At 58.5% G+C, this 26,998-nt stretch carries 24 protein-coding genes; 14 read left to right on the top strand and 10 right to left on the bottom strand.

Translation table 11 applies throughout. The features are described from left to right. Positions 1 to 1,563 carry an Ig-like domain-containing protein gene (locus tag BW979_RS20065; protein WP_155417172.1) on the top strand — a complete coding sequence of 521 codons (1,563 nt, stop codon included), beginning with the start codon at positions 1 to 3 and terminating at the stop codon, positions 1,561 to 1,563. Between the two features lie 160 nt (positions 1,564 to 1,723). Here BW979_RS20065 and BW979_RS27650 read toward each other — a convergent pair whose 3' ends face one another. Then, positions 1,724 to 1,894, bottom strand: a complete 171-nt coding sequence (locus BW979_RS27650; RefSeq protein WP_172833800.1) for a hypothetical protein — start codon at positions 1,892 to 1,894, stop codon at positions 1,724 to 1,726. A gap of 27 nt (positions 1,895 to 1,921) precedes the next feature. Then, positions 1,922 to 2,224: a DUF1883 domain-containing protein gene (locus BW979_RS20060; protein ID WP_003182962.1), complete on the bottom strand. Its 303-nt coding sequence runs from the start codon at positions 2,222 to 2,224 to the stop codon at positions 1,922 to 1,924. A gap of 199 nt (positions 2,225 to 2,423) precedes the next feature. Between BW979_RS20060 and BW979_RS20055 the strand changes: the two genes are divergently transcribed. Continuing rightward, complete coding sequence (locus tag BW979_RS20055; protein ID WP_047227642.1) at positions 2,424 to 2,774, top strand: hypothetical protein; 351 nt, start codon at positions 2,424 to 2,426, stop codon at positions 2,772 to 2,774. 109 nt (positions 2,775 to 2,883) lie between these two features. Further along, positions 2,884 to 3,114, top strand: coding sequence for a hypothetical protein (locus BW979_RS20050; protein ID WP_047227641.1), 231 nt, complete (start codon positions 2,884 to 2,886; stop codon positions 3,112 to 3,114). 16 nt (positions 3,115 to 3,130) lie between these two features. Here BW979_RS20050 and BW979_RS20045 read toward each other — a convergent pair whose 3' ends face one another. Then, positions 3,131 to 3,412 carry a hypothetical protein gene (locus BW979_RS20045; protein WP_047227640.1) on the bottom strand — a complete coding sequence of 94 codons (282 nt, stop codon included), beginning with the start codon at positions 3,410 to 3,412 and terminating at the stop codon, positions 3,131 to 3,133. A 116-nt stretch (positions 3,413 to 3,528) separates the two neighbouring features. Further along, a complete protein-coding gene (locus BW979_RS20040) occupies positions 3,529 to 3,744 on the bottom strand; it encodes a hypothetical protein (RefSeq protein ID WP_047227639.1) in 216 nt (71 codons plus the stop codon). 233 nt (positions 3,745 to 3,977) lie between these two features. On the opposite strand from BW979_RS20040, the gene galU reads away from it, so the two are divergent. The 4 genes from galU (at position 3,978) to ahpF (ending at position 8,908) form a co-directional block, all read left to right on the top strand. Further along, positions 3,978 to 4,817, top strand: coding sequence for a UTP--glucose-1-phosphate uridylyltransferase GalU (gene galU / locus BW979_RS20035; RefSeq protein ID WP_047227638.1), 840 nt, complete (start codon positions 3,978 to 3,980; stop codon positions 4,815 to 4,817). Between the two features lie 304 nt (positions 4,818 to 5,121). Further along, a complete protein-coding gene (gene gorA, locus BW979_RS20030) occupies positions 5,122 to 6,480 on the top strand; it encodes a glutathione-disulfide reductase (protein WP_047227637.1) in 1,359 nt (452 codons plus the stop codon). A 177-nt stretch (positions 6,481 to 6,657) separates the two neighbouring features. Then, positions 6,658 to 7,221 carry an alkyl hydroperoxide reductase subunit C gene (gene ahpC, locus BW979_RS20025; protein WP_047227636.1) on the top strand — a complete coding sequence of 188 codons (564 nt, stop codon included), beginning with the start codon at positions 6,658 to 6,660 and terminating at the stop codon, positions 7,219 to 7,221. A 124-nt stretch (positions 7,222 to 7,345) separates the two neighbouring features. Continuing rightward, on the top strand, positions 7,346 to 8,908 hold the full coding sequence (gene ahpF / locus BW979_RS20020; protein WP_076385334.1) for an alkyl hydroperoxide reductase subunit F: 1,563 nt from the start codon (positions 7,346 to 7,348) through the stop codon (positions 8,906 to 8,908). 213 nt (positions 8,909 to 9,121) lie between these two features. On the opposite strand, the gene gloA is transcribed toward ahpF, so the two are convergent. Next, positions 9,122 to 9,643 carry a lactoylglutathione lyase gene (gene gloA, locus BW979_RS20015; RefSeq protein WP_076385332.1) on the bottom strand — a complete coding sequence of 174 codons (522 nt, stop codon included), beginning with the start codon at positions 9,641 to 9,643 and terminating at the stop codon, positions 9,122 to 9,124. Positions 9,644 to 9,834: 191 nt separating this feature from the next. On the opposite strand from gloA, the gene BW979_RS20010 reads away from it, so the two are divergent. Next, complete coding sequence (locus BW979_RS20010) at positions 9,835 to 10,371, top strand: DUF4946 domain-containing protein (RefSeq protein WP_076385330.1); 537 nt, start codon at positions 9,835 to 9,837, stop codon at positions 10,369 to 10,371. A gap of 92 nt (positions 10,372 to 10,463) precedes the next feature. On the opposite strand, the gene BW979_RS20005 is transcribed toward BW979_RS20010, so the two are convergent. From BW979_RS20005 to BW979_RS19995, 3 genes are all read right to left on the bottom strand, one after another. Then, entirely contained in the window at positions 10,464 to 10,829 is a 366-nt protein-coding gene (locus BW979_RS20005) for a histone-like nucleoid-structuring protein, MvaT/MvaU family (RefSeq protein WP_076385328.1), read from the bottom strand. Between the two features lie 186 nt (positions 10,830 to 11,015). Next, complete coding sequence (locus tag BW979_RS20000) at positions 11,016 to 12,596, bottom strand: EAL domain-containing protein (protein WP_076385326.1); 1,581 nt, start codon at positions 12,594 to 12,596, stop codon at positions 11,016 to 11,018. A gap of 58 nt (positions 12,597 to 12,654) precedes the next feature. Beyond that, a complete protein-coding gene (locus BW979_RS19995) occupies positions 12,655 to 13,521 on the bottom strand; it encodes a LysR family transcriptional regulator (RefSeq protein WP_076385324.1) in 867 nt (288 codons plus the stop codon). Positions 13,522 to 13,710: 189 nt separating this feature from the next. Between BW979_RS19995 and BW979_RS19990 the strand changes: the two genes are divergently transcribed. Continuing rightward, positions 13,711 to 14,655: a DMT family transporter gene (locus BW979_RS19990; RefSeq protein ID WP_047227630.1), complete on the top strand. Its 945-nt coding sequence runs from the start codon at positions 13,711 to 13,713 to the stop codon at positions 14,653 to 14,655. Positions 14,656 to 14,904: 249 nt separating this feature from the next. Further along, on the top strand, positions 14,905 to 15,981 hold the full coding sequence (hppD, locus tag BW979_RS19985) for a 4-hydroxyphenylpyruvate dioxygenase (protein ID WP_047227629.1): 1,077 nt from the start codon (positions 14,905 to 14,907) through the stop codon (positions 15,979 to 15,981). Positions 15,982 to 16,155: 174 nt separating this feature from the next. On the opposite strand, the gene rarD is transcribed toward hppD, so the two are convergent. Beyond that, a complete protein-coding gene (gene rarD / locus BW979_RS19980; protein WP_076385322.1) occupies positions 16,156 to 17,040 on the bottom strand; it encodes an EamA family transporter RarD in 885 nt (294 codons plus the stop codon). A gap of 182 nt (positions 17,041 to 17,222) precedes the next feature. Further along, complete coding sequence (locus tag BW979_RS19975; RefSeq protein WP_076385320.1) at positions 17,223 to 18,236, bottom strand: aldo/keto reductase; 1,014 nt, start codon at positions 18,234 to 18,236, stop codon at positions 17,223 to 17,225. A 338-nt stretch (positions 18,237 to 18,574) separates the two neighbouring features. Here BW979_RS19975 and BW979_RS19970 point away from each other — a divergent pair, with 338 nt between their 5' ends. The 4 genes from BW979_RS19970 (at position 18,575) to BW979_RS19955 (ending at position 26,948) form a co-directional block, all read left to right on the top strand. Continuing rightward, positions 18,575 to 19,711, top strand: coding sequence for a glycerate kinase (locus BW979_RS19970; protein ID WP_076385318.1), 1,137 nt, complete (start codon positions 18,575 to 18,577; stop codon positions 19,709 to 19,711). Positions 19,712 to 19,856: 145 nt separating this feature from the next. Continuing rightward, complete coding sequence (locus tag BW979_RS19965) at positions 19,857 to 21,044, top strand: pyridoxal phosphate-dependent aminotransferase (RefSeq protein ID WP_076385316.1); 1,188 nt, start codon at positions 19,857 to 19,859, stop codon at positions 21,042 to 21,044. 142 nt (positions 21,045 to 21,186) lie between these two features. Continuing rightward, the gene (locus tag BW979_RS19960; protein WP_076385314.1) at positions 21,187 to 24,219 is read left to right on the top strand and encodes a hypothetical protein; all 3,033 of its coding nucleotides are present in this window, start codon (positions 21,187 to 21,189) and stop codon (positions 24,217 to 24,219) included. A gap of 269 nt (positions 24,220 to 24,488) precedes the next feature. Then, positions 24,489 to 26,948, top strand: a complete 2,460-nt coding sequence (locus tag BW979_RS19955) for an autotransporter outer membrane beta-barrel domain-containing protein (protein WP_076385312.1) — start codon at positions 24,489 to 24,491, stop codon at positions 26,946 to 26,948. Positions 26,949 to 26,998 lie beyond the last annotated feature (50 nt).

Below are 26,998 nucleotides of genomic sequence, written 5' to 3'. Positions count from 1 at the left end.
ATGGATATCCAATCCAGCACATTGAACGAACTATTCAAGTTGTACCCCGTGATCATCATGGGTTGGGTCACCCCGGTGAGACCGGCCGGCATTGCTCAGGTGGGTATCCCCAAAAGCCTTTACGACGACCAGCCCAAGGGCCTTGAATGTCTGATTGATCCATGGGTATTGGCCCAGAGTCATTCCTGGACATTGGAAGCGGATGATCGGGCTGACTTGTATCTCAATGACGAGCCCGCTCCCGTGACAGGCGATACAGTCCGGCCGGGGGAGGAAAGCCTGCGCATGCGCTTGTATGTACCCCACAGGCGGTTGCGTCATGGCGTCAACCGGCTGTACTACAAAGTGACCCGCGCCAGCGGCGGCGACGAGGTCTCGGATGACTTGACCTTCCTGTATCACCTGCGTGCTCCGGGTGAACCTGCGCCGGAAGGCCTGGAACTGCTGATTCCAGCCGATGTAATCGACGAAGGGGTCAGCGCCGAGCGGGCGGCGCAAGGGGTGACGTTCGGTTTCGACTACAGCAACCGGCGGCCCTACGATCGTATTCAGTTTCTGCTGGGCGATGCGACCGATGAATGGGAGATAGCCGACGGCGCCCCGGTCCCGGAGGTGAGGACACTGTTCACCGACAAATTCCAGGAAGCGGGTGACAACCGCAGGGCACAGGTCGAGTTCAGGGTGCTCGACCAATTGGGCAACTCCAGTCAGTCGTCAGTTTATTTTCTGGATATTCACCTGAACCGACTTGCTCCGCCAGAAATTACCTCAGTGAAGGACGGCAAGGAAGTTGAAATTCCGCATGGCACAAGCACTGTGGAAACGGCCGTCATGCTCAGCGGCACCGCCAGTGGCGATAAAGGAGTGGATATTTTTGACGTTGTGGATTTCAAAGGCTCTGCCCACGTCAGCAGCAACGGTATCTGGAACTTCGCCGTCATCGGTCTGGCCATCGGTGAGCACAGTTTCACCGCGAAAGCGCTCTACGGTAGCGGTCAGGTGTCGTCGGCAAGAGACCTGACCGTGGCGTTCCCTCTGAGTTTTGGGGACGCCTATGTCATGGCCACGCAGAACTACGTCATTGCGGACCATCGATTGCCCAACAATCCAATCCCCTCCAGCAACGCGAGTTACACGCGTGTCGCGGTAGGTGGGGTTCCTCCCCACAAATACTCGTCATCGAACCCGCAAGTGGCTGTGGTGGACGCGGATACGGGGTATGTGCGTGCCGCGGGCAATGGCCAGGCGCAAATCACTGTCACCGACGGGGACGGCATCACTGCGTCCTATACCATTACCGTTTCGGGCGTGCAGGTAGTCTCACTTCTGGTCAGTGTCATGTGGGGGCAGGGTGGGGTACTCGAGGAAGCTGTCTATGATGCTTTCATTGGGAACTACCGGCACGAAGGCGATTTACCCTCGATACTGGGTTGGCCGAATTCTTGGTATTGGGCGAGACGCGGGCATGAGAATCAGACCCATGGGATCGTGAGAGACTTAGCCGGGGGAAGTACTCTTCAACTTAAATCGTCTTATTTTCCTGCGGTGCAACATTTGAGATAAGGCAAGCATTCTTAGTGGCGAGGGCGCTTGCTTGCGCTGGTTGGCGCAGCCGGTCCAAAGGGGAGGATGCAATCTTCCGGCAGGCGATGTACACCGGCTTGACGATTGCTGCGCCGCCAATCAGGGCAAGCCCCCTCGCCACAAAGAGCCTACGAAACCTTTACAACGGTTTACTGACCCTGACGTCGCTGATCACATCATCGGTCTGGCCATGGATCGCCTGCAGCGCTGCCATGGCTTCTTCCTTTGTGCCGGTTTCCAGTTGCGCGAATTCGAAGCGGCGTTCGCCGTTGAGCTTGTACTTGATGACGTATTTGGTTGTCTGGGCCACGGTTTTGCCTGTCTTGAAGGGCGATGCTCAGCTCAGTTTCGAGCTGGAACGCCGGATGATTTTGATTTTGTGGGTCAGGGTCGGCTTGCGCGTGACGCTGATGGCACGGCGGTTGACGGTGTCGATGGTGATGTTCCAGAAACCGGTGCTCGGTGCGGTGATCCTGGCCGGGAACGTGTCGAACGCGCCGCCGTGATAGGTGTGCCGGCCGCCGTTCTTGAAGCTGCGGAAGTTGGCGTCGTTCATCAAGCGGATGTTGCACATTTGAGAGCATTCGATGACGACGATATCGTCTTCGTTGAGGTGTTCGCGCTGGTGTATGAATTTCATGGGCGCCTCCAGAAGGGCTTTTTCTACCAAATCAAAACGATAGCAAGGTCAATGCTGCGCAGTTTATCAGCACCGGGTGCTAATATCCGGCCTGCGCCCCACGCTTTGTTCATTTATCGCAGGATGCGCAAAAAAAGACGCAGGATGCTGGAGAAAAGCAGCGTTTGCATTGTCGGAGGATCTTTATCGGAGGAATCATATGAAGCGCAGTGTGTGGGTGTTGGCATTGGCCATGAGTGGATGTGCATCGGTATCGGACATCAACCAGACGCCGCCCACCATGAATGTCATCTCCGGAAAGAAACCCCACGAATATGCCAAGTGCGTCGCTGACAAGCTGGCCAGCACCCGGGGTCCGCTGCAAATGGAACCTCACAAGAATGGCGTGCGCTTGATCGTCCCCGGCAAATTGTCGACGCTGCCGGCGGCGGTGTTCGATATTGACGAGCGCTCCAGTGGCAGCAGCATCAAGCTGCACGAAAGCCTGTCCAACGTGCCCGTGCGTCCGGGTGATGTGCAGGACGCGGCCAACGCCTGCATTTCCGGTTGAGCCAGGGCTCGGCCTGACGAGCAGGCCGGGCATCGGATAAACTGCTGCCCTCGACAAAAAATGCCGCCACGGTCGACGTTGGCGGCATTGTCATTTATGGAGTCAGTCGATGAAGCGCGAGCAGGTGCGTGAGCGCCATGCAGAAGGTCTTATCTGCGCCACCCATGTGATTCAGAACCCGGCGACCCCGGGGGAGTGGATCGTCTTTTTCAAGAAAAGCGCAGGACGCAGCTTTTTTCTGGTGGACGACCAGGACGAAGTTGAATCCTTCAGCCGCCTCGATGACCTGATCGAGATCATCCGCGGCCTGGGGATCAAGTTCGCCGAGATCCACATCTGAGAGTCAGACCACGGGCTTATTTACACACCACCAGGACGCTGCGGCTGGTGAAGTTGCCGACATCCACACCCAGGGTCTTGTCGCTTTCCTTGGCTTGCGGCGTGCCATCGGTACCGACGATGCGGTAGCCGGTGCCGGCGCAGGAGGCGTCAGCCTTTTCATAACAGGTGGCCCAGGAGTTCGCTTCGCCCGAGCAATCGATGGTCAGGCCTTGTTCGCCGGTGTTCAGGTAGGTTTTTTCGGCTGTGGCACAGCCTGCCAGGGCCAGGACTGCAAACAGCGCCAGAAATTTTTTCATGGAATCGTCATCGAGAAGGAAGGGGCTGGCGCGAGGTTATAGCGAATGGCCATTTCGGTACAGATAAACAAAGCCCCGTTCCATGTCCAGGCGACATTTACTTGAGGCTTGTCTCGTTACTTTTTACGACGGGGGCTGCGCGCTGGAGCCGTTTCACGCTCTTTGGTTGCCGGGGCAGCGCGCTCGTCCTGAAACACGGCGGCCACTTCCACCGCCATTGCTTTGCTGGGCAAGGGGCCGGCGACCTGTTCACCGTGGTAGTTGATGATCCACCACTGACCGTCTTTGTCCTGGCTGACCGAATAACCGTTTGCGTTTTTTGTTGCCGACATCTAACTGCCTCATTGGCGGGATCAAGAGCGCCATGATACGTCAAATGCTCGCAAACAGCGCCCATGAGCGTACAGTGAGACCGCTTGGCCCTCGCAATGAAAGATGATTGAACTATCCGCCATTTTTTATTTCTCTATGATGGCATCGGTTGGCCAGCTTGGGCATTGTAAGGTGCCTGCGGCCTGATTAGACTGCGCCGAAACTCGTACACACCGCCTTTTCAAGGACTTATATGATCAAGAAATGCTTGTTCCCAGCAGCCGGTTACGGTACTCGCTTCCTGCCAGCGACTAAAGCCATGCCCAAAGAAATGCTGCCGGTGGTGAACAAGCCACTGATCCAGTACGGCGTCGAAGAAGCCCTTGCTGCGGGCTTGACGGAAATCTCCATCGTTACTGGCCGCGGCAAGCGCGCCCTGGAAGACCATTTCGACATCAGCTACGAGCTGGAAAACCAGATCAAGGGCACCGACAAAGAGAAGTACCTGGTCGGCATCCGCAAACTGCTGGACGAATGTTCGTTCTCCTACACCCGCCAGACCGAAATGAAAGGCCTGGGCCACGCGATCCTGACCGGTCGCCCACTGATTGGTGACGAACCTTTCGCCGTGGTCCTGGCGGACGACCTGTGCGTCAACCTCGAAGGCGACGGCGTGTTGACCCAGATGGTCAAGCTGTACAAGCAGTTCCGCTGCTCCATCGTGGCGATCCAGGAAGTCGATCCGCAGGAAACCAACAAGTACGGCGTAATCGCCGGCGAAATGATCCGCGACGACATCTACCGCGTCCACAGCATGGTTGAAAAACCAAAGCCTGAAGATGCACCGTCGAACCTGGCGATCATCGGTCGCTACATCCTGACCCCGGACATCTTCGACCTGATCGAACAGACCGAGCCAGGCAAGGGCGGTGAAATCCAGATCACCGACGCCCTGATGAAGCAGGCCCAGAACGGCTGCGTCATGGCCTACAAATTCAAAGGCAAGCGTTTCGACTGCGGTGGCGCCGAAGGCTACATCGACGCGACCAACTTCTGCTTCGAGAACTTCTACAAGACGGGTAAGGCGTACTGATCGCCTGCGCCGCACCTTGAAAAACGCCCCGACCGGTTCGGGGCGTTTTTTTGTCTGGATAATGCTCTCACTCCAACAAAACCCCTGTGGGAGCGGGCTTGCTCGCGATGGCGCCGGCACATCCAGCATCACCACAAGCTGACCCACCGCTATCGCGAGCAGGCTCGCTCCCACAGGTTTTGGCCCGACTGATCGGTGTTACCCATTTCGCCTGGCTTTTTCATTTCCCGCCCCCATAACCATCGCAACGCTGCCTCGCGTGAAAACAGCAGGTATGCTGATGGCCTGCCGAAGGAGAGAGAAAATGGCCTACGATTTTGACTTGTATGTGATTGGCGCCGGTTCCGGCGGTGTGCGGGCTGCGCGGTTCGCGGCCGGTTTCGGGGCCAAGGTGGCCGTGGCGGAGAGCCGCTACCTGGGCGGTACCTGCGTGAACGTGGGGTGTGTGCCGAAGAAACTGCTGGTCTACGGTGCGCATTATGCCGAGGACCTCGAGCAAGCGTCGGCCTATGGCTGGACGACGGGAGAAGCGAGTTTCGACTGGGCCACGCTGATCGCCAACAAAGATCGGGAAATCAATCGCCTCAACGGGATATACCGCAACCTGCTGGTCAACAGCGGCGTGGTGTTGCACGAGGGCCACGCCAGGCTCACCGGACCCCATGAGGTCGAGATCAACGGCCAGCGCTACACCGCCGAACACATCATGATCGCCACAGGCGGCTGGCCGGTGATACCGGACATTCCGGGCCGTGAGCACGCGATCAGCTCCAACGAGGCGTTTTTCCTCAAGGAACTGCCTAAGCGCGTCATCGTGGTGGGCGGTGGCTACATTGCCGTGGAGTTCGCCGGAATCTTCCATGGCATGGGCGCGCAGACCTCGTTGCTGTATCGCGGTGAGCTGTTCCTGCGCGGCTTTGATGGCGCGGTACGTAAGCATCTGGCCGAAGAGCTGAGCCGTCGCGGCCTGGATCTGCAATTCAACGCGGACATCAAAAGCATCGAAAAACTGGCCGATGGCAGCCTGGAGGTAGAGCTCAAGGATGGTCGCATACTGGCCACCGATTGCGTGTTCTACGCCACCGGCCGGCGGCCGATGCTCGACAATCTGGGCCTTGAACACACCGGTGTCACGCTGGACGAGAAGGGCTTCGTCAAGGTCAACGAAAAGTACGAGACCGCTGAACCGTCGATCCTGGCCATTGGTGATGTGATCGGTCGGGTACAACTCACCCCCGTCGCCCTGGCTGAAGGCATGGCGGTGGCGCGGCGGCTGTTCAAGCCCGAGCAGTATCGTCTGGTGGATTACCGGATGATCCCCACGGCTGTGTTCAGCCTGCCGAATATTGGCACGGTCGGCCTGACCGAAGAGCAAGCCAGGGAGGAGGGGAAGGAAGTCCAGGTGTTCGAAAGCCGCTTCCGCCCGATGAAACTGACCCTCACCGACTGCCAGGAGCGCACGCTGATGAAGCTGGTGGTGGATGCCCGCACGGACAAAGTGCTGGGCTGCCACATGGTCGGGCCGGATGCCGGGGAAATCGTCCAGGGGCTTGCCATCGCGCTCAAGGCTGGCGCTACCAAGCGTGATTTCGACGAGACCATCGGCGTACACCCGACTGCCGCCGAGGAATTCGTCACGATGCGAACTCCCGTAGCGTCCTGATCCTTGGGACCCACCTATGGCGAGCGAGCCCGCTCGCCATATTAGGTTTTCTTCTATCTATTAAGCGGCTGATAGCCAAAACCAATCATTCACATCAGGTTTGCCAATGAGCCTGCCGGGGGATGAGTGGTTAAGATTCACGTCATCAACTTTTCAACCCCTGACGGAGAGTCATCAATGCCTATCATCAACAGCCAAGTTAAACCGTTCAACGCTACCGCTTTCAAAAACGGCGAATTCGTCCAGGTTTCGGATGCCGATCTGAAAGGCAAGTGGTCCGTGGTGTTCTTCTACCCGGCCGACTTCACCTTCGTTTGCCCAACCGAGCTGGAAGACCTGGCCGACAACTACGCTGAATTCAAGAAGCTGGGTGTCGAAATCTACAGCGTCTCCACCGACACTCACTTTGCTCACGCTGCCTGGCACAACACCTCGCCAGCCATTGGCAAGATCCAGTACACCATGATCGGTGACCCAACCCACGTCATCTCCCGCAACTTCGACGTGCTGATCGAAGAAGTTGGCCTGGCTGACCGCGGTACTTTCGTGATCAACCCTGAAGGTCAGATCAAAATCGTTGAAATCAACGACGGCGGCGTAGGCCGTGACGCTTCCGAGCTGCTGCGCAAGGTCAAGGCTGCTCAGTACGTTGCTGCTCACCCGGGCGAAGTCTGCCCAGCCAAGTGGAAAGAAGGCGAGGCCACTCTGGCTCCGTCCCTGGACCTGGTCGGCAAGATCTAAGTCTGTGAGTCATCCGAGGGCGATCCGCTCTTAATCAAGCAAGCCGCTTCGCCCCAAAAAACGCCCGGGCGAGATTCGCTCGGGCGTTGTTTTTTCTGAAATTCAAAAAATGGAAATCGCCCGTATGTTGGACGCCAATCTTAAAGCTCAGTTGAAGTCATACCTGGAACGGGTCACCCAGCCGATCGAGATCGTCGCCTCCCTCGACGACGGTGCGAAATCCCAGGAAATGCTCGCGTTACTCAAAGACGTTGCCAGTCTGTGTGACCAGATTACCTTGCTCGACAACGGCACCGATGCGCGCAAGCCTTCGTTTTCGTTGAATCGCCCAGGAGCCGATATCAGCCTGCGTTTTGCCGGTATCCCCATGGGCCACGAATTCACTTCGCTGGTGTTGGCCTTGCTGCAAGTCGGCGGTCATCCTTCCAAGGCCAGTGTCGAAGTCATCGAACAGATTCGCTCCCTTGAAGGCGAGTTCAACTTCGAGACCTATTTCTCGCTGTCCTGCCAGAACTGCCCGGACGTGGTCCAGGCCCTGAACCTGATGGCGGTGCTGAACCCGAATATCCGCCACGTCGCCATCGACGGCGCGCTGTTCCAGGCCGAGGTCGACGAACGCCAGATCATGGCCGTGCCGAGTGTTTATCTCAATGGCGTGAACTTTGGCCAGGGCCGCATGGGCCTGGAAGAAATCCTCGCCAAGATCGACACCAGTGGTATCGAACGCCAGGCTGAGAAGATCAGCGCCAAGCAGGCTTTTGATGTGCTGGTGGTGGGCGGTGGCCCAGCCGGCGCTTCGGCGGCTATCTATGCGGCCCGCAAGGGCATCCGCACCGGTGTCGCGGCTGAGCGCTTCGGCGGTCAGGTGCTCGACACCATGGCCATCGAGAACTTCATCTCGGTGCAGGAAACCGAAGGGCCGAAATTGGCCGTCGCCCTGGAAGAGCACGTCAAGCAGTACGACGTGGACATCATGAACCTGCAACGCGCCGATGCATTGGTACCAGGCAAGGATGGCGCGCTGCACGAAATCAAATTCGCCAGTGGTGCGAGCCTCAAGGCCAAGACCGTGATTCTGGCGACCGGTGCGCGCTGGCGTGAAATGAACGTGCCGGGCGAGCAGCAGTACCGCAACAAGGGCGTGGCGTACTGCCCGCACTGCGACGGCCCGCTGTTTAAAGGCAAACGCGTGGCAGTGATCGGCGGCGGTAACTCCGGCGTGGAAGCGGCCATTGACCTGGCCGGTATCGTAGCCCACGTCACTTTGTTGGAGTTCGACGTGCAATTGCGTGCCGACGCGGTATTGCAGCGCAAACTGCACAGCCTGCCGAACGTGACCGTGATCACCAACGCCCAGACCACCGAAGTGACGGGCGATGGCCAGAAGGTCAATGGCTTGCGTTACAAAGACCGCCCAAGCGGTGAAGTACGGGACGTGGCGCTGGAAGGGATCTTCGTGCAGATCGGTCTGTTGCCTAACACCGATTGGCTCAAAGGCACCGTCGAGCTGTCGCCACGCGGCGAGATCATTGTCGATGCCCGCGGTGAAACCTCGATCCCGGGTGTGTTCGCCGCCGGTGACGTGACGACTGTTCCGTACAAGCAGATCGTGATCGCCGTAGGCGAGGGGGCCAAGGCTTCGTTGAGCGCCTTTGACCATCTGATCCGTACCTCCGCGCCGGCATAAACAGATAGCCGATAGCGGGAAAAACAAAACCCCATGAGCCCAGTGCTCATGGGGTTTTTTTTGGGGATCACGCATTACCCTGTGGGAGCGAGCCTGCTCGCGATAGCAGACTGTCTGGTACATCAATGTTGAATGCGCTGCCGCTATCGCGAGCAGGCTCGCTCCCACAGGGGGCTGTGGGATTTTTATTGCCCACACACCCTACGGTGGCGCTTACAGCGGCGCAGGCTGGATGATTTCAACCCAGTAGCCATCCGGGTCCTTGATGAATGCCAGGCTTTTCATGCGACCGTCGTTCAGGCGCTTCTGGAAGTCGCAGCCCAGCGCTTCGAAGCGCTCGCAAGCGGCCACGATGTCCGGGACCGAGATGCAGATGTGGCCGAACCCGCGTGGGTCAGTGTTGCCGTTGTGGTAGGCGAACGCCGGGTCGCTTTCGGTGCCGTGGTTGTGGGTCAGCTCCAGGATGCCGGGGATGGATTTCATCCATTCGGTGCGCTGTGCAGCGTCGGCCGGAATCTGGCTCTTGTCCACCAAGGCGAGGAAGTACAGGCTGAATTCGGCTTCCGGGAAATCGCGTTTTTCCACCAGGGAAAAACCCAACACCCGGGTGTAGAAATCCAGGGACTGGGTGATGTCCTTGACCCGCAGCATGGTGTGGTTGAAGACGAATTTGGCCGTGGCGGTATCGGGTTGGGCGGTGACGCCAGGGAAAGTGTTGAGTTCGTGCAGGCTCATGGGCCCTCCGGAAAATAAGTGGGGCAAACGGCATCGCAACTTTGCTGCGACGGTCCTGGGCTTGCGCTAAACGGCTTCCTTGCAGGTGCACCCATGATACGCAAGGGGCGCGGCATCGCCAAACGCCTCTGGCTATTGCTTGCCTGGGCGGCGGGCTTCAGACTTTACGAATCGTCCTTGAGTGCAATGCAATGATTCGACCGTTCCTTTCGCTGTTTGTCCTGCTGCTGGCCTCGATGGCAAATGTCGCTGTCCAGGCCGCCGAACCGCAGGTCGCCTGGCCCCCAGGCTGGGTCATCGAACCATTGCCCTCTGATGCTGGCACCTCGTCGGCAGCGCCGGGAACGACCCGGCAACGGGCGACAAAGAGTGATTCAGCGGGCACGGCGGTGATGGTCATGGAACTGACCACGACACCCATCGAGCCGGGTCATCAAGTCAACTTGCAAGGCGTGTTACTGGAAATGCGCAAATCAATTCAAAAGGACTTTTATCAGAGCGGTTATCAAAGTGTCTGTAATAAGATTCATTCTTCGATGTTGGGCGACGTTGCCGCACTGGAGACCACTTGCACGATCACGCAAAACGGTCGGCACGTGTTATCTCAGACACTCGTGGCTGCACTAAAGGAGGGCAGGGCTAATGTGCTGTCCTATGCGGGGCAGGCTCAGGAGTTTGTAGAAAACCAGGATGAAATACAGTCGGTACGAAATAGCCTGAAACTATAAAGCCCTCGGTATTAGAACTACTTAATCCAGAAATCCTGCCCCATAAAAAACCCTGAGCAGGCTCAGGGATTTTTTTCATTCGGCCAGCTTTCTCAGCTGCGCAACCAGGCGTCAACGGTTTTTGCACCGTACTGTTCTTTCCAGGCTTTCAGGCCTCGATGGTTGCCGCCTTTGGTTTCGATCAGTTCACCTGTGTGCGGGTTCTGGTACACCTTGACCACTCGCGCACGGCGGGTTTTGACAGGCAGGGTCGATGGCAGGCCCCCCTTGGCCGGGTTCGGGTCGAGAATCGCGATGACGTCTCGCAGGCTCTTGCCGTAGGTTTTCATCAGTCCCTGGAGCTTCTCTTCGAATTCGATTTCTTTCTTGAGCCCGGCATCATTCTTCAGCTTTTCCAGCTGCTTGAGCCGCTCTTGAAGGTCCTGTTCTGCTTTACGAAATTCAGCGAGTCTGGACAATATCGTTACTCCAATCAGAATATTTGGCTGATACCAACCGCAAACAAAGCTATAAGCCAAGTGCCTTGAAGCGACTCGGTGATAATGACGCTCCTGCTATTAGCCACAGGTAAAAAAATTGTAGTAGTGAAACCCACGGGTGTAAATCGTAACTTTTTCGTTATGTAACAAGGGATGCGAATTTTATCAGTCCGACTGTGGTTGTCCGTGGAGGGACGTAGCACCAGGGCTTTCAATGACGGACACCGCCGCAATGAAATCCGCGCCACTCATCGGGCGACCAAATAGATAACCCTGCAAAAAGTTCACCCCGTGAGCGGCCAGATAGTTGCTTTGTTCAACGGTTTCGACCCCCTCGGCAACGATACCCAAGTCCAGCTTGCCCGACAGTTCGATGATGCTGTCAAGGATGTGCCGTGACAGGGCATCGACGCCAATCATGGCAACAAAGCTCTGGTCGATTTTCAGGAAGTCCACGTTGAACTGGCGCAAGTAGCCCAGGCTGGAATGACCGGTGCCGAAGTCGTCGATTGCGATCTTCACCCCCAGTTCACGCAGGTGCTGGAACAGCTGGTGAGTGGTGGGTGTCGGTTCGATCAGCTCGCGCTCGGTCAGTTCCAGCACCAAGGTAATGACCCCTGGTGGGAAGGCCTCCAGGAACTCGCGGCAATCTTGCACCAGTTCCAGACTCTGACAATGGCGAGCGGTGATGTTGATGCCGACGTGAAAGGGACTTTCCAGTTGCGGGACCAAGGGCGATAGCAAGCGCATCGTTTGCTGCATCAATGCCCGGGTCATCGGCACGATCAAACCGCTGTGTTCAGCAAAGGGAATGAACAGGTCCGGCCGCACCAGGCCTTCCTTGGGATGGTTCCAGCGCATCAGCACTTCGACCCCGGCCCAACGTTTGCTGTCGCCCTGCACGACCGGTTGCAGATACGGCACGAATTCCCCGGCCTCAAGCGCGCGTTGCAGCTCATGGCTGGGGGATGAGGCGCGTTTTTGCAGCCAATGGCCGAGTGTTCCGGCGATGACACCGAAGAAGATCAGCAGGCTGAACAGCGGCGGATACTCACGGGCCATGTAGCGCCAGATTTCCCCCTCATCGAAGCCGGCTTCAACATTGAAGGCATAGCGCGATGAGGTCAGGTTGCTGCGGGCGACCGGCAGCGCGGGCAGGGGCGCTGCTCGGACCTTCCCGTCCGCGGTCAGCCAGTTTGGCCCGACTTGCAGCAACAACCGGGTTTCGCCGCCGATCAGACGCAAGACATTGGCCAGGTGATAACCGTCCAGCGTTGCCAATGCCCCTTGCCGCCCTTCATTGAGCCGGTGGATCAGCAGCGCGGTGTCGGGGGTGATCGGGTTGCCGTTCATGAGCCACAACGTACCCTGATGGTAGGCGTTCGGATCAAGCGTTTCCTCGAAGGCGCCAAACAGCGAACTGCAATAGAGGATGTTGTCCCACACCAGGTTGGTCGAACGGACGAATGGGCGACGCGTCACCTGTTCGCGCAAGGCCAGTTTCACCGCTTCGCAGGGCTGGCCGGCCAGAGGCAGCAGTTCGCGCGCCGCAAGGGCGGTGTTGTCGAGCATCAGTTCGATCTGCCCGATCAACTCTTCGCTGGTCTGTCGGCTCTGTTGCTCCAGTGTCCGTTCCGCCTGCATGTACAGAATGCCCAGCCCTGACAGTATCGGCAGCACGCCGCAGAGCAGCGTGATCAGGTTGCGACGGGGCCGCTTGCGCAAACGAGTGGCGGTCAATGGCATCTGCATAACCTGTGAGGGCTTGAGGAACAGCTTCGATAGTGTATTCGGTTGCCGGTGATCAGACTGACTGCCTCGCCAGCTCGATAAATGCCAGGGTAGCGGGCGAGGCCTGTCGGCTGTCCAGTACCGCCAGGCCTATCTGACGCGGAACCTGTGGCGACAATGGCCGCGTGACGAACCGTGGGTTGTCGCCGCCCGGCAGTGAACCTTCGGACACCAGGGTCACGGCCTCGCCGCGGCTGACGACATCCAGGGTACTGAGCAGCTGCGAACAACGATAGCGCACGTTCGGTGTGAGCCGGGCTGCGTTGAACAGGCGCGAAACCAGTTCAGAAGAACCGGCCTCGGTGAGCACGAACGGGTCGTTGCACAGGTCCTTGAGACTCAGGCTGGCTTGGGCAGCGAGGGGATGGGCGGTGGGCAGCACGGCGACCATCTGGTCTTGCATCAGCGCGAACGTGTCGAAACGGTCTTCGGGCAGCACCACGAAACCGACGTCGATCCGCCGTTCATCCAGCCACTGGATGACTTGCCGGTCCGGCCCTTCGTCGATGTGCACTTCGATCCCCGGATGCAGAGCCCGGTAACGTTGCAGGATGGCGGGCAACAACTTCATCGACGAAGTCGGACCGAACGAGCCGATGCGCAGGGTGCCTCGGCGCATGCCCCGCGCATCGGCGGCTTCCTGGCGCAGGGTATTGGCCAGCCCGAGCATGGCCCGGGCGCGCAGCAGCAACTGCCGGCCAATGTCGCTGGGTTCGATGAGGGTCTGATGACGTCTGAACAGCTCTACGCCCAACTCCTGCTCCAGCGATTTGATGGCGTGGGACACCGCTGACTGGCTGATGCCCAACCGCGTCGCCGCGGCGGTGAAACCGCGTAGCTCGGCGACCTGGGAGAAGATTTCGAGTTGGGTGAGGGTCATGAGGGAATACTCATTTTACGATGATCAAGCATGAGGCGAACAATAGAGTATCTCAAGCGCACTTTCCTGTGGCGAGGGAGCTTGCTCCCGCTTGAGTGCGAAGCGCTCATAGAAAAGGGCCGCTTCGCAGCCCAGCGGGAGCAAGCTCCCTCGCCACGGGTAGTCGTTTTATTTCAATGTGGTGAAACCATGAAAACCCTCGAACAATCCGTTCCAACCCCTTCGGACCTGCCGGTCTACCTGAAACTGGCCATGGTCACCATGATCTGGGGCGGCACCTTCGTTGCCGGCAGGATCCTTTCCGATGCCCTGACCCCGCTGCTCGCCGCCAGCCTGCGGTTTCTGTTGGCCAGTCTCGCGCTGTTGCTGTTTCTCGGTCTGGCCGGGATCCCGCTGGCCAGGCCCAACCGCAAACAAGGGCTGCAATTGGCGGCGCTGGGGTTCTTCGGGATCTTTTTCTACAACCTGTGTTTCTTCTATGGCTTGCAGTACATCAATGCGTCGCGGGCCTCGTTGATCGTGGCCTTGAATCCGGCGGTGATAGGACTGGCGTCCTGGTGGCTGTTCAAGGAACGGCTGAGCCGGGCGAAAGTTGCGGGCATCGTGCTGTGTATCGGCGGGGCGGGGCTGGTGATCGTCAGTCGCGATCCGTCCTTGCTACAGAGTGCAGGGCAGGGCTGGCTGGGCGATCTGCTGATTTTTGGCTGCGTGCTGGGCTGGGGCATTTATTCCTTGTTTTCCAAAAACCTGAATGAAAGCCTCGGGCCTTTGCAAACCGTGACCTGGTCGATTCTGCTGGGCACCTTGATGTTGTGGCTAGCCTGCGCGGCCGCAGGCGAAGTTCGCGTCGAAGCATTGCGCGGGCTGGACATCCGGCAATGGTTGAGCCTGCTGTACTTGGGCGTGCTGGGGTCGGCGTTGGCCTATATAGCCTGGTACGACGGCATCCGTCGGATTGGCGCGACCCGTTCCGGCGTGTTCATCGCACTCAACCCGTTGACCGCTGTGCTGTTCGGGGCGCTGCTGTTGGACGAGCGGCTCACCGTCTTGATGGGTGTAGGTGCGGGGCTGATCCTGACGGGGATTTTCCTGTGCAACAAACCCCTTGCGCGGTCGCCGCAAAAGACGATTTGATACCGAAGGCGGACAAACATGGTTACGCTGTGTAGAATCGAGTTACGCATATAAGAATAAACGTCTTCTGGCAGCAGAAGCCTCGCCCGCAAGAGCCTTGGGTCGACAATGAAGATATTCGGGTTTCAACTGATCTACGGCGATTTCCTCGCCCGCACCGTTCGCGGCATTTCCTGCGCGCCACCGCGTGCCCTCAGCATGGCCGGCAACTAACGCTCCGTTAATTGATAAGCATGATGAGGCGCCAACATGGCAGATCTATACGAAAACCCGATGGGCCTGATGGGCTTTGAATTCATCGAATTCGCATCCCCCACACCCAATACCCTGGAGCCGATCTTCGAGATCATGGGCTTCACCAAAGTGGCCAGCCACCGCTCCAAGGACGTGCACCTGTATCGCCAGGGCGCGATCAACCTGATCCTCAACAACGAGCCCCACAGCGTGGCCTCGTACTTCGCCGCCGAACATGGGCCGTCGGTGTGCGGCATGGCATTCCGGGTCAAGGATTCGCAACAGGCCTACAAGCGCGCCCTGGAACTCGGCGCCCAGCCGATTCACATCGAAACCGGTCCGATGGAGCTGAACCTGCCGGCAATCAAAGGCATCGGCGGCGCGCCGCTGTACCTGATCGACCGTTTTGGTGAAGGCAGCTCCATCTACGACATCGACTTCGTGTTCCTCGAAGGCGTTGACCGCAACCCGGTGGGCGCGGGCCTGAAAATCATCGACCACCTGACCCACAACGTGTATCGCGGGCGAATGGCCTACTGGGCCGGCTTCTACGAGAAGCTGTTCAACTTCCGCGAGATCCGTTACTTCGACATCAAGGGCGAATACACCGGCCTGACCTCCAAGGCCATGACCGCCCCGGATGGCATGATCCGCATCCCGCTGAACGAGGAATCGTCCAAGGGCGCCGGGCAGATCGAAGAATTTCTGATGCAGTTCAACGGTGAAGGCATCCAGCACGTGGCCTTCCTGACCGACGACCTGATCAAGACCTGGGACCAGCTTAAAAGCATCGGCATGCGCTTCATGACCGCGCCGCCGGACACCTACTACGAAATGCTCGAAGGTCGCCTGCCGAACCACGGCGAGCCGGTGGATGAACTGCAAGCGCGGGGCATTTTGCTGGACGGCGCTTCCGAACAGGGCGACAAGCGTCTGCTGTTGCAGATTTTCTCGGAAACCCTGATGGGGCCGGTGTTCTTCGAGTTCATCCAGCGCAAGGGCGACGATGGCTTCGGCGAAGGCAACTTCAAGGCGTTGTTCGAGTCCATCGAGCGTGACCAGGTGCGGCGTGGTGTGTTGGCTACTGAGTAAGAGCTGAGGCAACAGACAACCCGTGCGGCGTAACTGCCGTACGGGTTTTTTATTGGCCAGCAGATCCCAATGTGGGAGCGAGCCTGCTCGCGATCGCGACCTTTCAGATACATCAATGTTGAATGTGCCGCCGATATCGCGAGCAGGCTCGCTCCCACAAGGTCCGTGTAAGTTTCAGGTCCGGCGTCGCTGGCGCATCAGATGCTTGAACCCTTCGAGCACCAGCACTGCCACGGCCAGCCAGATGGGAATGTAGGTCAGCCATTCACTGGCCTGGATGCTTTCTCCCAGCAGCAGGGCAACGCCCAGCAGCAACACCGGTTCGACATAGCTCAACAGCCCGAACAGGCTGAACGGCAGCAACCGGCTGGCAACGATGTAGGCCACCAGCGCCGAAGCACTGATCACCCCGAGCAACGGGATCAGCAGCGACAGCCAAGGGTACTGGTCGAAAACAGCGAAACCCTGCTCCCCATTGTGTACGAACCAGAGCGCCAGCGGCAGCATCAGGGTCATGTCCAGCCACAACCCGCCCAGGTTGTCAGTCCCCAGGCGTTTGCGCAGGATGAAGTAGATCGGATAACCCACCACCACCAACAGTGTTGCCCAGGAAAACCCACCCACCTGGTACAACTCGTTGACCACGCCGAGGGTGGCGAAGAACACGGCGATTTTCTGCAGGTAGGACAGGCGCTCGCCATAGACGAGGCGCCCGGTCAGAACCATCGACAGCGGCAACAAAAAATACCCCAGCGACACGTCCAGGCTGTAGCCGTTGAGGGGCGCCCACATGAACAGCCACAGCTGCGCGCCCATCAACGCCGAAGACGCCATGGCACCGAGCAACAGACGCGGCGTGGCGATCAGGCGCCGACCGAGCGCCGTTACCAGGTTCCACTCCTTTGCCACCAGCATGAACACCGTCATGCAGGGCATCGTCAGCAGCATGCGCCAACCGAAGATTTCCACGCCGGTCAGCGGCGAGAGCAGGGAGGTGTAGTAATACATGACGGCGAACAGCACAGAGGCCGAGACCGATAGAACGATGCCTTTGGACACAGTGGTTCTCATGAGGGTGATCATCGACACCCGGACTTGTGACTGGAAAATTTATCTGTGGCGCATGGCCTGTGGGAGCAAGGCTTGCCCGCGATGAACGATAACTCGGTTCAGCCCTTGAACCGCAGCGCGGCCATCGCGGGCAAGCCATGCTCCCACAGTGTTCGTCGGAGTCGACGAAGTTATGACGTACGCGCCACACGCCCCGGTACGAAGTGGCCCACGTCATTGAAGCCTGGCGTCGAGGCATGCCCCGGGGTCACCAGCGAATCGATGAAGGCTTCATCTTCGGCCGTGATCGTCACCGACTGCGCCTTGGTGTAGCCATCCCATTGTTCCTCGGTGCGCGGTCCGACGATGGCCGAGGTGACGGCGCGGTTGTTCAGCACCCAGGCAATGGCGAACTCGACAATGCCCACGCCGCGTTCCTGGGTGTATTGCTGGATCTGTTGGGCGATGCGCAGGGACTCGACCCGCCATTCGGTTTCCAGGATGCGTTTGTCCTGGCGACCGGCGCGACTGTTGGCGTCCGGTGCCACGTCCGGTGCGTACTTGCCACTGAGCACCCCGCGGGCGAGGGGGCTGAAAGGCACCACGCCGAGGCCATAGTTCTGCGCGGCGGTGATCTGCTCGGTTTCGGCCTGGCGATTGACGATGTTGTACAGCGGTTGGCTGATTACCGGCCGGTCGATGCCCAGGCGATCGGCGATTCGAATCACCTCGGCGATGCGCCAGCCACGGTAGTTCGACAGGCCCCAGTAGCGGATCTTGCCCTGACGAATCAAGTCACCGATGGCCGACACCGTGACCTCAAGCGGGGTGTTGTGGTCTTCGCGGTGCAGGTAATAGATGTCCAGGTAATCGGTGCCCAGGCGCGTCAGGCTGGCCTCGATGCCATTGAAAATGTGCTTGCGACTCAGGCCGCTGCGGTTGGGGACACCATCTGGTGGGCCGAAGCCGACCTTGGTGGCCAGCACCCATTCATGACGGTGACTGGCAATCGCCTCGCCGACGATCTCTTCGGAACGACCGTTGGTGTAGACGTCTGCGGTGTCGATGAAATTGATGCCCTGGTCCCAGGCCTTGTCGATGATCCGCAGCGAATCCTCGGTGCTGGTCTGTTCGCCGAACATCATGGTGCCCAGAGTCAATGTCGAGACTTGCAACCCGGAATGGCCTAGCGTGCGGTAGCTCATGACAAGGTCCTTTTATCGATGGGAAAGGCCCAATCAAACCCCAGAACAACCGGGCGTGGCAAACGAAAAGATCGCAGGCCACGCTCGACCCCTTACACTCCGGACAACAACCCACGCACTCGATAGAGATTTGACAGGCAGACCGCTATCGCGAGCAGGCTCGCTCCCACACTGATCTGCCTGGGCCACAGGTTTCAGCTAGCCCGGATCCCTGTGGGAGCGAGCCTGCTCGCGATGAGGCCATCAGCCTCGACAACGAGGTTGATGGCAACCCGATTGCGTGAACTTGAACAATTGCGCTCAACTGCCGTGCCGTGCACTGGAACCGGAGAATAAGTATGAAAATAGTCATCGCCCCCGACTCGTTCAAGGACAGCCTGAGCGCCCAGGGCGTGGCCGATGCTGTCGCCCAAGGCCTGGCCCAGGTCTGGCCGGATGCGCAGTTGATCAAGTGCCCGATGGCCGACGGCGGGGAGGGCACGGTGGAGTCGGTGCTGGCGGCCTGCAACGGGCAGTGGCGGCGCAGTTGGGTGAAAGGTCCGCTGGGGGACAGCGTCGAAGCGCGTTGGGGTTGGTTGCCCGACAGCCACACCGCGATCATTGAAATGGCCGAGGCCAGCGGCTTGCAGCTGGTACCTCCTGGGCAACGTGATGCCTGTTCCAGCAGTACCTATGGCACTGGCGAGCTGATTCGCGCCGCCCTGGACGAAGGCGCCGGGCGCGTGATCCTGGCCATCGGCGGCAGCGCCACCAACGACGGCGGTGCCGGCGCGATGCAGGCCCTGGGCGTGGCGCTGCTGGATGAACACAACCGACCGCTTCCACCCGGTGGCCTGGCTTTGGCCGAACTGGCTCGCATCGATTTGAGCAAGATGGACCCGCGCTTGGCCCAGGTCAGTTTCGAGATTGCCGCCGATGTCGATAACCCGTTGTGCGGACCTCACGGCGCTTCAGCGATTTTCGGCCCGCAGAAAGGGGCATCCCCTGAGCAGGTACAGCAACTGGACCAGGCGCTGGGGCATTTCGCTGAACACTGTGCCCAGGCGTTGAACAAGGATGTACGCGACGAACCGGGCAGCGGCGCCGCCGGAGGGCTGGGGTTCGCCGCCAAGGCGTTCCTGGGCGCGCAATTTCGCACCGGCGTGGACGTCGTCGCCCAGTTGACCGGGTTGGCCGAGGCGATCAACGGCGCTGACCTGGTGATCACCGGCGAAGGCCGTTTCGACGCCCAGACCTTGCGTGGCAAGACCCCCTTTGGCGTGGCGCGCATCGCCCGCCAGCATGGCGTACCGGTGGTGGTCATCGCCGGCACGCTGGGGGAGGGTTATCAGGCGCTGTATGAGCACGGCATCGAAGCAGCCTTTGCCCTGGTCAGCGGGCCGATGACCCTGCAGGAGGCCTGTGGCGACGCGCCACGCCTGCTGACTGAGCGAGCCCGGGACATCGCCCGGCTTTGGCGAGTGGCCGCCCGATAGACCAGTGGGAGCAAGGCTTGCCCGCGATACAGGCGTTGCGGTCTCCCAGGAATCGAGTAGCCCGTATCGCGAGCAAGCTTTGCTCCCACGGCGTTGAATTTGAGATAGGGTTGAGGCTGGACTTCGCGCAAAACAGGAGTGGTACATGCGCTTTTCAGATTTGACCCGCCGCATCACCGGCGACGGCGCCGCCGCGTGGCAGATTCACGACCGGGCATTGGCCATGCGTGAGCAGGGCATGGATGTATTGCTGTTATCGGTGGGCGACCCGGATTTCGACACCCCTCGCGCCATCATCGACGCCGCTGTGACCAGCCTGCGCGCCGGAGACACGCATTATTCGGACGTGCGCGGCTTGCACACCCTGCGCGCCAGCATTGCTCGGCGCCATCGCCAGCGTTGTGGCCAGCCGGTAGGCGCCGGGCATGTCACCGTGTTGCCGGGGGCGCAGTGTGGGGTCTATGCGGTTGCGCAATGTCTGCTCAACCCCGGTGATGAAGTGATCATCGCAGAACCGATGTATGTCACTTACGAAGCCGTATTTGGTGCCTGCGGAGCGAAAGTGCTGCCGGTGGCGGTGCGCCCGGAAAACGCTTTTCGGGTTGACCCGGCCGACGTCGCCCGGCTGATTACCCCCCGTACCCGGGCGATGCTGCTCAACAGCCCGAACAACCCATCCGGCGCCAGCCTGCCGCTGTCCACCTGGCAAGCATTGGCGCAGTTGTGCATCGAACATGATCTGTGGCTGATCAGCGATGAGGTCTACAGCGACCTGCTGTACGAAGGCGAACACATCAGCCCGGCCAGCCTGCCGGGCATGGCCGAGCGCACCGCGACGATCAACAGCCTGTCCAAATCCCACGCCATGACCGGTTGGCGCATCGGCTGGGTGATCGGTCCCGAACCGCTCGCCGAACATCTGGCCAACCTGTCGTTGTGCATGCTGTTCGGTCTGCCGGATTTCGTCCAGCGGGCGGCCCAGGTGGCACTGGAGCAGGACTTGCCTGAAGTGGCGCAGATGCACGAGGAGTATCGCCAGCGTCGGGACCTGGTGTGCGCCATGCTTGATGGCTGTCCCGGTCTCAAGCCTGTGCGGCCCGATGGCGGCATGTTCGTGATGGTCGACGTACGCCCGACCGGCCTCGGTGCCCAGGCATTTGCCGAGCGGCTGCTGGACGGCTTTGGCGTTGCGGTGCTGGCGGGCGAGGCGTTCGGGGCGAGCGCGGCGGGGCATATACGGATTGGCCTGGTGGTTGGCCAGCCACAACTCAAGGAGGCCTGCCATCGGATCACCCGTTGCGCGGCGGATACACTGGAGCAAGCCCAAGCTTGATTGTCTTCTCTGGCAAAAGGCGGCCACGGTGATCAGTCCGACGAACGGCCGTCAGACCTGTCAGATCTGACAGTAGGCGTCACCGGCAAATCCGCATCTAATTTCTCCAGGCCAGATCAATCCAGGCTTTGGAGAATTGTGAATGTCTTCGTCAAGTAAAAGTGGAAGAAATATCGGTGTCCTGGCAAGACCTTTGAGTATTGAAGGGGTCGGCGCAGACAGCGTGCTTCCGCCAGAAGCTTCCATCGTGGGCGCGAAACTATTCATTCCGGAGTGGGAGGCTCCGTCCCAGACAACCGGTAAAAGTGACTTGCTGGAAGTGTGGGTGGTGCCGCCGGGTTCCCCGATTGAAATACGGTTCTACAGCAACTTCTTTCCTGTGCCGGTGGTCTTTCCGGATTTTGTTCTATTGCCGCCGCAATACCTTCAAATAGAGGGGGATATTCGCCTGCGTTATCGGGTGACGACGGGGGATGATGGAAACGAGGATACATCCTCCCCGCAAGTGTTCATTGTCAAACGGCCTACTCCTGTGAATCTGGCCGAACCAGATTTTCCCAGCGCTACGTTATGGGGCTATCTCAATTGCTCTTCGCAGCCGAAGTTATGGGAAAGCATATTCGTTCATGTTCCCGCTCAACCAGGACGGTTCGCCAAGGATGATGAGTGCGTCCTGAATTGGGAGGGTTTTACCACGCTCAATGGTGTAGGCCCGATCCCGGGTACAGCGCTGCGCTTGCCTAAGTTATTGACCCAGGAAGAGGCCACGTCCACGCAGGGATTCGATTTCGTATTGGGCAGCGATAAATATGAACAGTACATAAAGCCGATGGAACGCAATGCATCGGCTTTGGCCAGTTACATGCTGTATCGAAACGGCAACGCATTGGGAAAATCACCACCTGGGTTGGTAAAGATCGATCGAATCATCCCGGGCGAGGCGCGTCCCTGTGGCCCAGGTAGCGTGGCGGGGTTGGGTTCAGATACCGAGGGCGCCTCAGCGTTTCATGAAGTTGGCAATTCAATGAATCAATCATCGATGGAGTCTACAAACATGAACACACAGGTTAAGTCAGGTGGTGGTGTATTTGCCGAATCTCCAGTGATTGTCGGTCAATTGGCGGATGGCCGGCTCACCTATCAACAGCTCAAGACAGATCGACAGCTAAAAGTTGAGCTTGCGGACATCGACGATAAAGTAAGAGGGGGGGCAAGGATAACCCTTCATTTATTTCCACGAGGTGAAGTCGCTGACCCCGACCCCTATGTTACCACCTATATAGTTGCAGAAAAAATAAGGGCCGATGAGGCAGGAGATGTCTGGACGTTCCCGATAGAGTTTGATGTACCGGTCGATAGCCTGGTCGATGTATTCGATATCGCTGGTGATTACGCCGCGTACGAAATGGCGTTTGTTCTGGAAGACGATGACGGTAACAGAGACACATCGAGCCCATTTACCGACGTCCTCGTTGATTTGACCGCGCCCTACCAACGGCAGCCAGGTCCAGGGAACGGACAGGGGGCACGCCCACTAGCAATAACCCCGGTTTCCGCCACCATTGACGACGCTTGGCTAAATGACCCAGCCAATGCCAACGGATTGAACATCGTTATCCCCAATGCCTATACAAAGTTCGAAGCACTTGACGATAAAGTCACTTTCTACATTTCGAAAGCAACGACCTTCAACTTGATGCAGGCAGAAACGCCGGCGTTTAGCGGCCCTTTGCCTGCTACCGGGATCATCAACATTCCCCGCACTTTTTTGGAAGGGTTGGAGGACGGGACCTATTATTATTCCTACAACCTTACGGACCTGCCGGGAAATATCAGTAATCACGCTCCAGTCACCTTTCTTTTCAATCGGGTCAAGGCGCCGGCACCGATTCTCGATGTGCCAAGGATCCCGGTCACCGATGGTGGCGTGCCGATTACTTTCTCGACGGTGGCGCCTCCCGGCACCCGGGCGATTATGGAAATAGATCCTCCGCGTCACGCGCTTGGTGGTGATCGAATCATTCCCTATATCTATTCAACCGAAAGCGGGCCAACCGCTTTGCCCGAACAGGTCATCCCGACTCCCCCCACGACTGCAACATTGACGTTCGATCTGGACTACGCGACCTTGGCTCCGTTCTTCGGAGATGAAAATAAAACCGACGAAACCGAGATCGAATACTGGTATGAACTGGAACGCGCAACTCTTACCCCCAATCCCGTTTCGACTCCCATGCAGTTCGCGGTCCTCGACTTTTCCTATGCCGGACCGGAAAACCCCAATCTGCCGGACCCGGAAAACATCAACATAGCTCCGGTAGTGGTTCAAGGCGCAGGCACCACTCCCCCCGCTCCCAACACTCTGGGGCCGGATCAGGCAGGTTTGGGCGCGGCCATGAACTGGCCCGTTTGGGTTGACACCAATCGGCCCGTCACAGGCCGTGAAATCGTCAAGTTCTACTACCAAGACAAACAGGTTGGCGGTCCAGTTCCTGTGTTGGTAGGGGCGACGACGGTCACAACAACATTACCTTGGGAAACGATTCGAACTGAGGGTAACGGCACGGTGGCAGGTGGCAACGCCCGTGAGGCCTACATCACCATCGAATACCCCGGCAGTGACAACGTGATGAAACAGACGCCAACGACCAAAGTTGATGTAACGGCTATCGTCATCAACTTGCCCGCCCCACAAATTGTCAAATCGGCATACAGAGGTGCAAACGGTTCGGTGGTGCCGGAACGAATCGAGACCTTGATCAATTGCCCGAGCCTCAACCATCCGGCGGTGCCTGATGGCCCCATGCCTCCCTATATGCCACGCAATCTGCGAATCCGCATCCGGCGAGACCCCAATATTCCATCGGGTGCCACGGTGGCATTGGTATTCGAAGGGCGCGAAACCGACGCAGTGGGGGCGCCGGCCATTCCCAATACTCGCATTACGGATTCAGCGGTCATGCCGCCGACCGGCGACCTGGAGTTCAGGCTGGATGATTACGCCAAAATACGCGAGATCCAGTTGCCGAGCCCAGGAGCAGGGGGACGCCCTCCCTTTAGATATGCCCATATCGCTTACACGGTCAATGGTATCGAATCAGCGGCCACCCTACGCGTGTCCCTCCTGAACTCCAGCCTCGTGTATTGCGAAGTGGAGCGTCCAGAGACGCCTTGATGTGGCTTCAACTACAACTTGATCTCGCTGCAGATACAAACAGTTAATGACGACAGTTGTTGTCGTCTTTAACTGTTGAAGCGAGATTCCGTAGATTCAGAAGTAGAGATCCCACATTTAAATGGGAAAAGTCGTATGCATATGCGGATTTATCCTACATAGCGATGAATAGATAAACACTAGTCTGGCGACCGTTTTTTATTCCGGCTCGCGCTCATTGAGTCGGACATTCGTTCCTGAAGGAATGTCATCTTGTAGGACTCATTAATATGTCGTCTAAGTCTGTATTTTCCTATCGCAAGACAGCTACCAGCGTGTCGGCCTTGTTGTTCATGCCGCTGCTGATCAATCCATCGCTGGCCCAAGCTGGCACTGTTCCCGCTGGGCAAAGTCAGGCTATCGACGTTAATACCCCGGTGGAAACCTGGGTCGTTGAAACCGGCGCCACGTTAACAGGCTCGGGGGCCTCGACCTTAGGCATCACTGGCGTTGCAGGTGCCACGGTTAACCTGACCAACTCCATGGTCACCCCTGACGGAGTGAATGGCCTGACCCAGGGCATTGCGCTGACCAACGCCAGTGCGACGTTGAATAACTCCACGGTGACCAGTGCTCAGGGAATTGGCATATTAGCCGCACGTAATATCAACAGTGCTGGCGGCTCGCAGGTCACCCTGGGTAACAACAGTGTGGTCCGAGGCTTGGTGGGAGGGCTCGCTGGCAACCGTTTCAGCGACCTGACCGTTCAGGACTCCACGGTGGAGGGCACCGGCGCCAACAGTTTCGGGATACGTCTGCATGAGGGAGCGCTGTCCGCCAGCGGCAGCACGATCACTGGTGGCCTGAACGGGTTGATCGTGGGCACCGATGCCAACGCGTCAACGGTCATCCAGTCGTCGATCGTGCTGGACAGTACCCAGGTAGAAGGTCAAAGCGGTTCGGCCATTGTCGTCGGCTACAGTCCGGCCAATATTCCAGGTGTGGCCAACATCCAGGTCCGCAACGGTTCAACCCTGATCGGCGGGAACGGTACGTTGCTGGAAGTGCGTACCGGTGCCGCGGCTGATTTACTCGTCGACAACAGTACCTTGGCCGGTAATATCGTGGTGGATGAGGGTGGTTCGGGTAACGTCGTCCTGCAAAACGCGGCGTCGTTGACCGGTGATATGCAAAACGTCACCAGTGCGACCCTCAACAATCAGGCGAGTATGACGGGCAACGTGCTGGGCGCCTCGAATGTGGTGATCAACAACGCCTCTACGCTCACCGGCAACTTACAAGATGTCGCCAATGTCTCGATCAACAACCGCAGCGTAATGGTCGGTGATGTAATGGGCGCTGCCGACAGTGTGTCCAATCTGACCTTGGATAACGGCGCCAACCTGACCGGCCAGGTGAGCGGCGTATCCAATTTCGCCATCAGCAATCAGGCGTTGTGGCAGATGACCGACAGCCAGGCGGTGAGCAATCTTACGCTCAACTCTGGCGGGACCGTTCGGCTGGGGAGCAATCAGCAATATTTCCAACTGGACGTGGCCAATCTGGCGGGTAATGGCAGGTTCGAAATAGGCACCGACTTCAATCAGGGCATCAGTGACCTGCTGAATATCACGGGCAGCGCTACCGGCAATCATCAGCTGTTGGTCGCCAGCACCGGTCTTGATCCGGTCAATGATGACTCGATCAAGGTGGTGCAGAGTGTCGCCTCAGGCGCCCAGTACGATCTGGTCAATGATCGCGTGGATGTCGGCGCTTATACCTACCGCTTGGTGAAGAACGGAGATGACTGGTATCTGCAACCTGATAAGGATGTGATCAGCACACCGACCCGTTCGGTCATGGCCATCTTCGGTACTGCGCCCACAGTGATCTATGGCGAGATGGCGTTGTTGAACACCCGGATGGGCGATCTGCGGGTCAATGGCGGCCAGACGGGTGGCTGGATTCGTTCGTTCGGTAACCGATACAGCGTCACCACCAACGCTTACGGCAACGGCTACAGTCAGAATCAACACGGCATCTCCCTGGGGGTCGATACCCCGGTGCAGATCGCGGGCGAACGTGTGTTGCTGGGTGTATTCGCCGGTTACAGCAAGTCGAACCTCGATTTGAGCCGTGGCAGCTCAGGCGAAATCGACAGCACCTCCCTGGGTATGTACGGCACTTGGCTGGGTGATAGCGGTTACTACCTGGATACCGTCGCCAAGCTCAACCATTTCCGTAACGACGCCAAGGTGACGATGAGCGATGGCACCAGGACCAAGGGCGGCTACAACAACCTGGGGGCCAGTGCGTCGGTGGAGTTTGGTAAACACATCGATATCAAGGATGGCTACTATGTGGAGCCGTTTACTCAGTGGCAGATGGCGACAGTGCAGGGCAAGGATTTCAACCTCGATAATGGTTTGAAGGCGGACGCCGACACCACGCGATCCATGCTGGGCAAAGTGGGTGTGACACTGGGACGGGGTATGACCCTGGACGATGGCAGCGTACTGCAACCGCATATTCGCACCGCGGTGGTCCAGGAGTTCGCCAAGCACAACGAAGTTCGAGTCAACAACAACAAGTTCAACAACGACTTGTCCGGTACCCGGTTCGAAGTGGCGGCGGGAGCCTCATGGACATTGAGTGATCGTTGGCAGGTGCATGCCGAACTCGATACCAGCAAAGGTGACAATGTCACCAAGGACATCGGTTTCAATCTGGGCGCTCACTACTCATTCTGAGTCATGTAAAAAAGGGAAGCTTCGGCTTCCCTTTTTACGTGGTGTTGGCA

Source organism: Pseudomonas sp. A214 (assembly GCF_900156295.1).
Lineage (GTDB): Bacteria > Pseudomonadota > Gammaproteobacteria > Pseudomonadales > Pseudomonadaceae > Aquipseudomonas > Aquipseudomonas rhizophila.
Note: the sequence above shows the minus strand (reverse complement) of the source record. Positions and strands in the feature narration are given on the sequence as shown.

What these genes read in the sequence shown, in the direction of transcription:
- BW979_RS20055 (WP_047227642.1), top strand. Translation starts at nt 2,424, where the DNA reads ATGAAGCGCAGTGTGTGGGTGTTGGCATTGGCCATGAGTGGATGTGCA.
- BW979_RS20045 (WP_047227640.1), bottom strand. Translation starts at nt 3,412, where the DNA reads ATGAAAAAATTTCTGGCGCTGTTTGCAGTCCTGGCCCTGGCAGGCTGT.
- ahpF (WP_076385334.1), top strand. Translation starts at nt 7,346, where the DNA reads ATGTTGGACGCCAATCTTAAAGCTCAGTTGAAGTCATACCTGGAACGG.
- BW979_RS19970 (WP_076385318.1), top strand. Translation starts at nt 18,575, where the DNA reads ATGAAAATAGTCATCGCCCCCGACTCGTTCAAGGACAGCCTGAGCGCC.
- BW979_RS19960 (WP_076385314.1), top strand. Translation starts at nt 21,187, where the DNA reads ATGTCTTCGTCAAGTAAAAGTGGAAGAAATATCGGTGTCCTGGCAAGA.
- BW979_RS20050 (WP_047227641.1), top strand. Translation starts at nt 2,884, where the DNA reads ATGAAGCGCGAGCAGGTGCGTGAGCGCCATGCAGAAGGTCTTATCTGC.
- BW979_RS20060 (WP_003182962.1), bottom strand. Translation starts at nt 2,224, where the DNA reads ATGAAATTCATACACCAGCGCGAACACCTCAACGAAGACGATATCGTC.
- gorA (WP_047227637.1), top strand. Translation starts at nt 5,122, where the DNA reads ATGGCCTACGATTTTGACTTGTATGTGATTGGCGCCGGTTCCGGCGGT.
- ahpC (WP_047227636.1), top strand. Translation starts at nt 6,658, where the DNA reads ATGCCTATCATCAACAGCCAAGTTAAACCGTTCAACGCTACCGCTTTC.
- BW979_RS19975 (WP_076385320.1), bottom strand. Translation starts at nt 18,236, where the DNA reads ATGAGCTACCGCACGCTAGGCCATTCCGGGTTGCAAGTCTCGACATTG.
- hppD (WP_047227629.1), top strand. Translation starts at nt 14,905, where the DNA reads ATGGCAGATCTATACGAAAACCCGATGGGCCTGATGGGCTTTGAATTC.
- gloA (WP_076385332.1), bottom strand. Translation starts at nt 9,643, where the DNA reads ATGAGCCTGCACGAACTCAACACTTTCCCTGGCGTCACCGCCCAACCC.
- BW979_RS20040 (WP_047227639.1), bottom strand. Translation starts at nt 3,744, where the DNA reads ATGTCGGCAACAAAAAACGCAAACGGTTATTCGGTCAGCCAGGACAAA.
- BW979_RS19955 (WP_076385312.1), top strand. Translation starts at nt 24,489, where the DNA reads ATGTCGTCTAAGTCTGTATTTTCCTATCGCAAGACAGCTACCAGCGTG.
- BW979_RS19965 (WP_076385316.1), top strand. Translation starts at nt 19,857, where the DNA reads ATGCGCTTTTCAGATTTGACCCGCCGCATCACCGGCGACGGCGCCGCC.
- BW979_RS19990 (WP_047227630.1), top strand. Translation starts at nt 13,711, where the DNA reads ATGAAAACCCTCGAACAATCCGTTCCAACCCCTTCGGACCTGCCGGTC.
- BW979_RS20065 (WP_155417172.1), top strand. Translation starts at nt 1, where the DNA reads ATGGATATCCAATCCAGCACATTGAACGAACTATTCAAGTTGTACCCC.
- galU (WP_047227638.1), top strand. Translation starts at nt 3,978, where the DNA reads ATGATCAAGAAATGCTTGTTCCCAGCAGCCGGTTACGGTACTCGCTTC.
- BW979_RS20000 (WP_076385326.1), bottom strand. Translation starts at nt 12,596, where the DNA reads ATGCCATTGACCGCCACTCGTTTGCGCAAGCGGCCCCGTCGCAACCTG.
- BW979_RS19995 (WP_076385324.1), bottom strand. Translation starts at nt 13,521, where the DNA reads ATGACCCTCACCCAACTCGAAATCTTCTCCCAGGTCGCCGAGCTACGC.
- BW979_RS20010 (WP_076385330.1), top strand. Translation starts at nt 9,835, where the DNA reads ATGATTCGACCGTTCCTTTCGCTGTTTGTCCTGCTGCTGGCCTCGATG.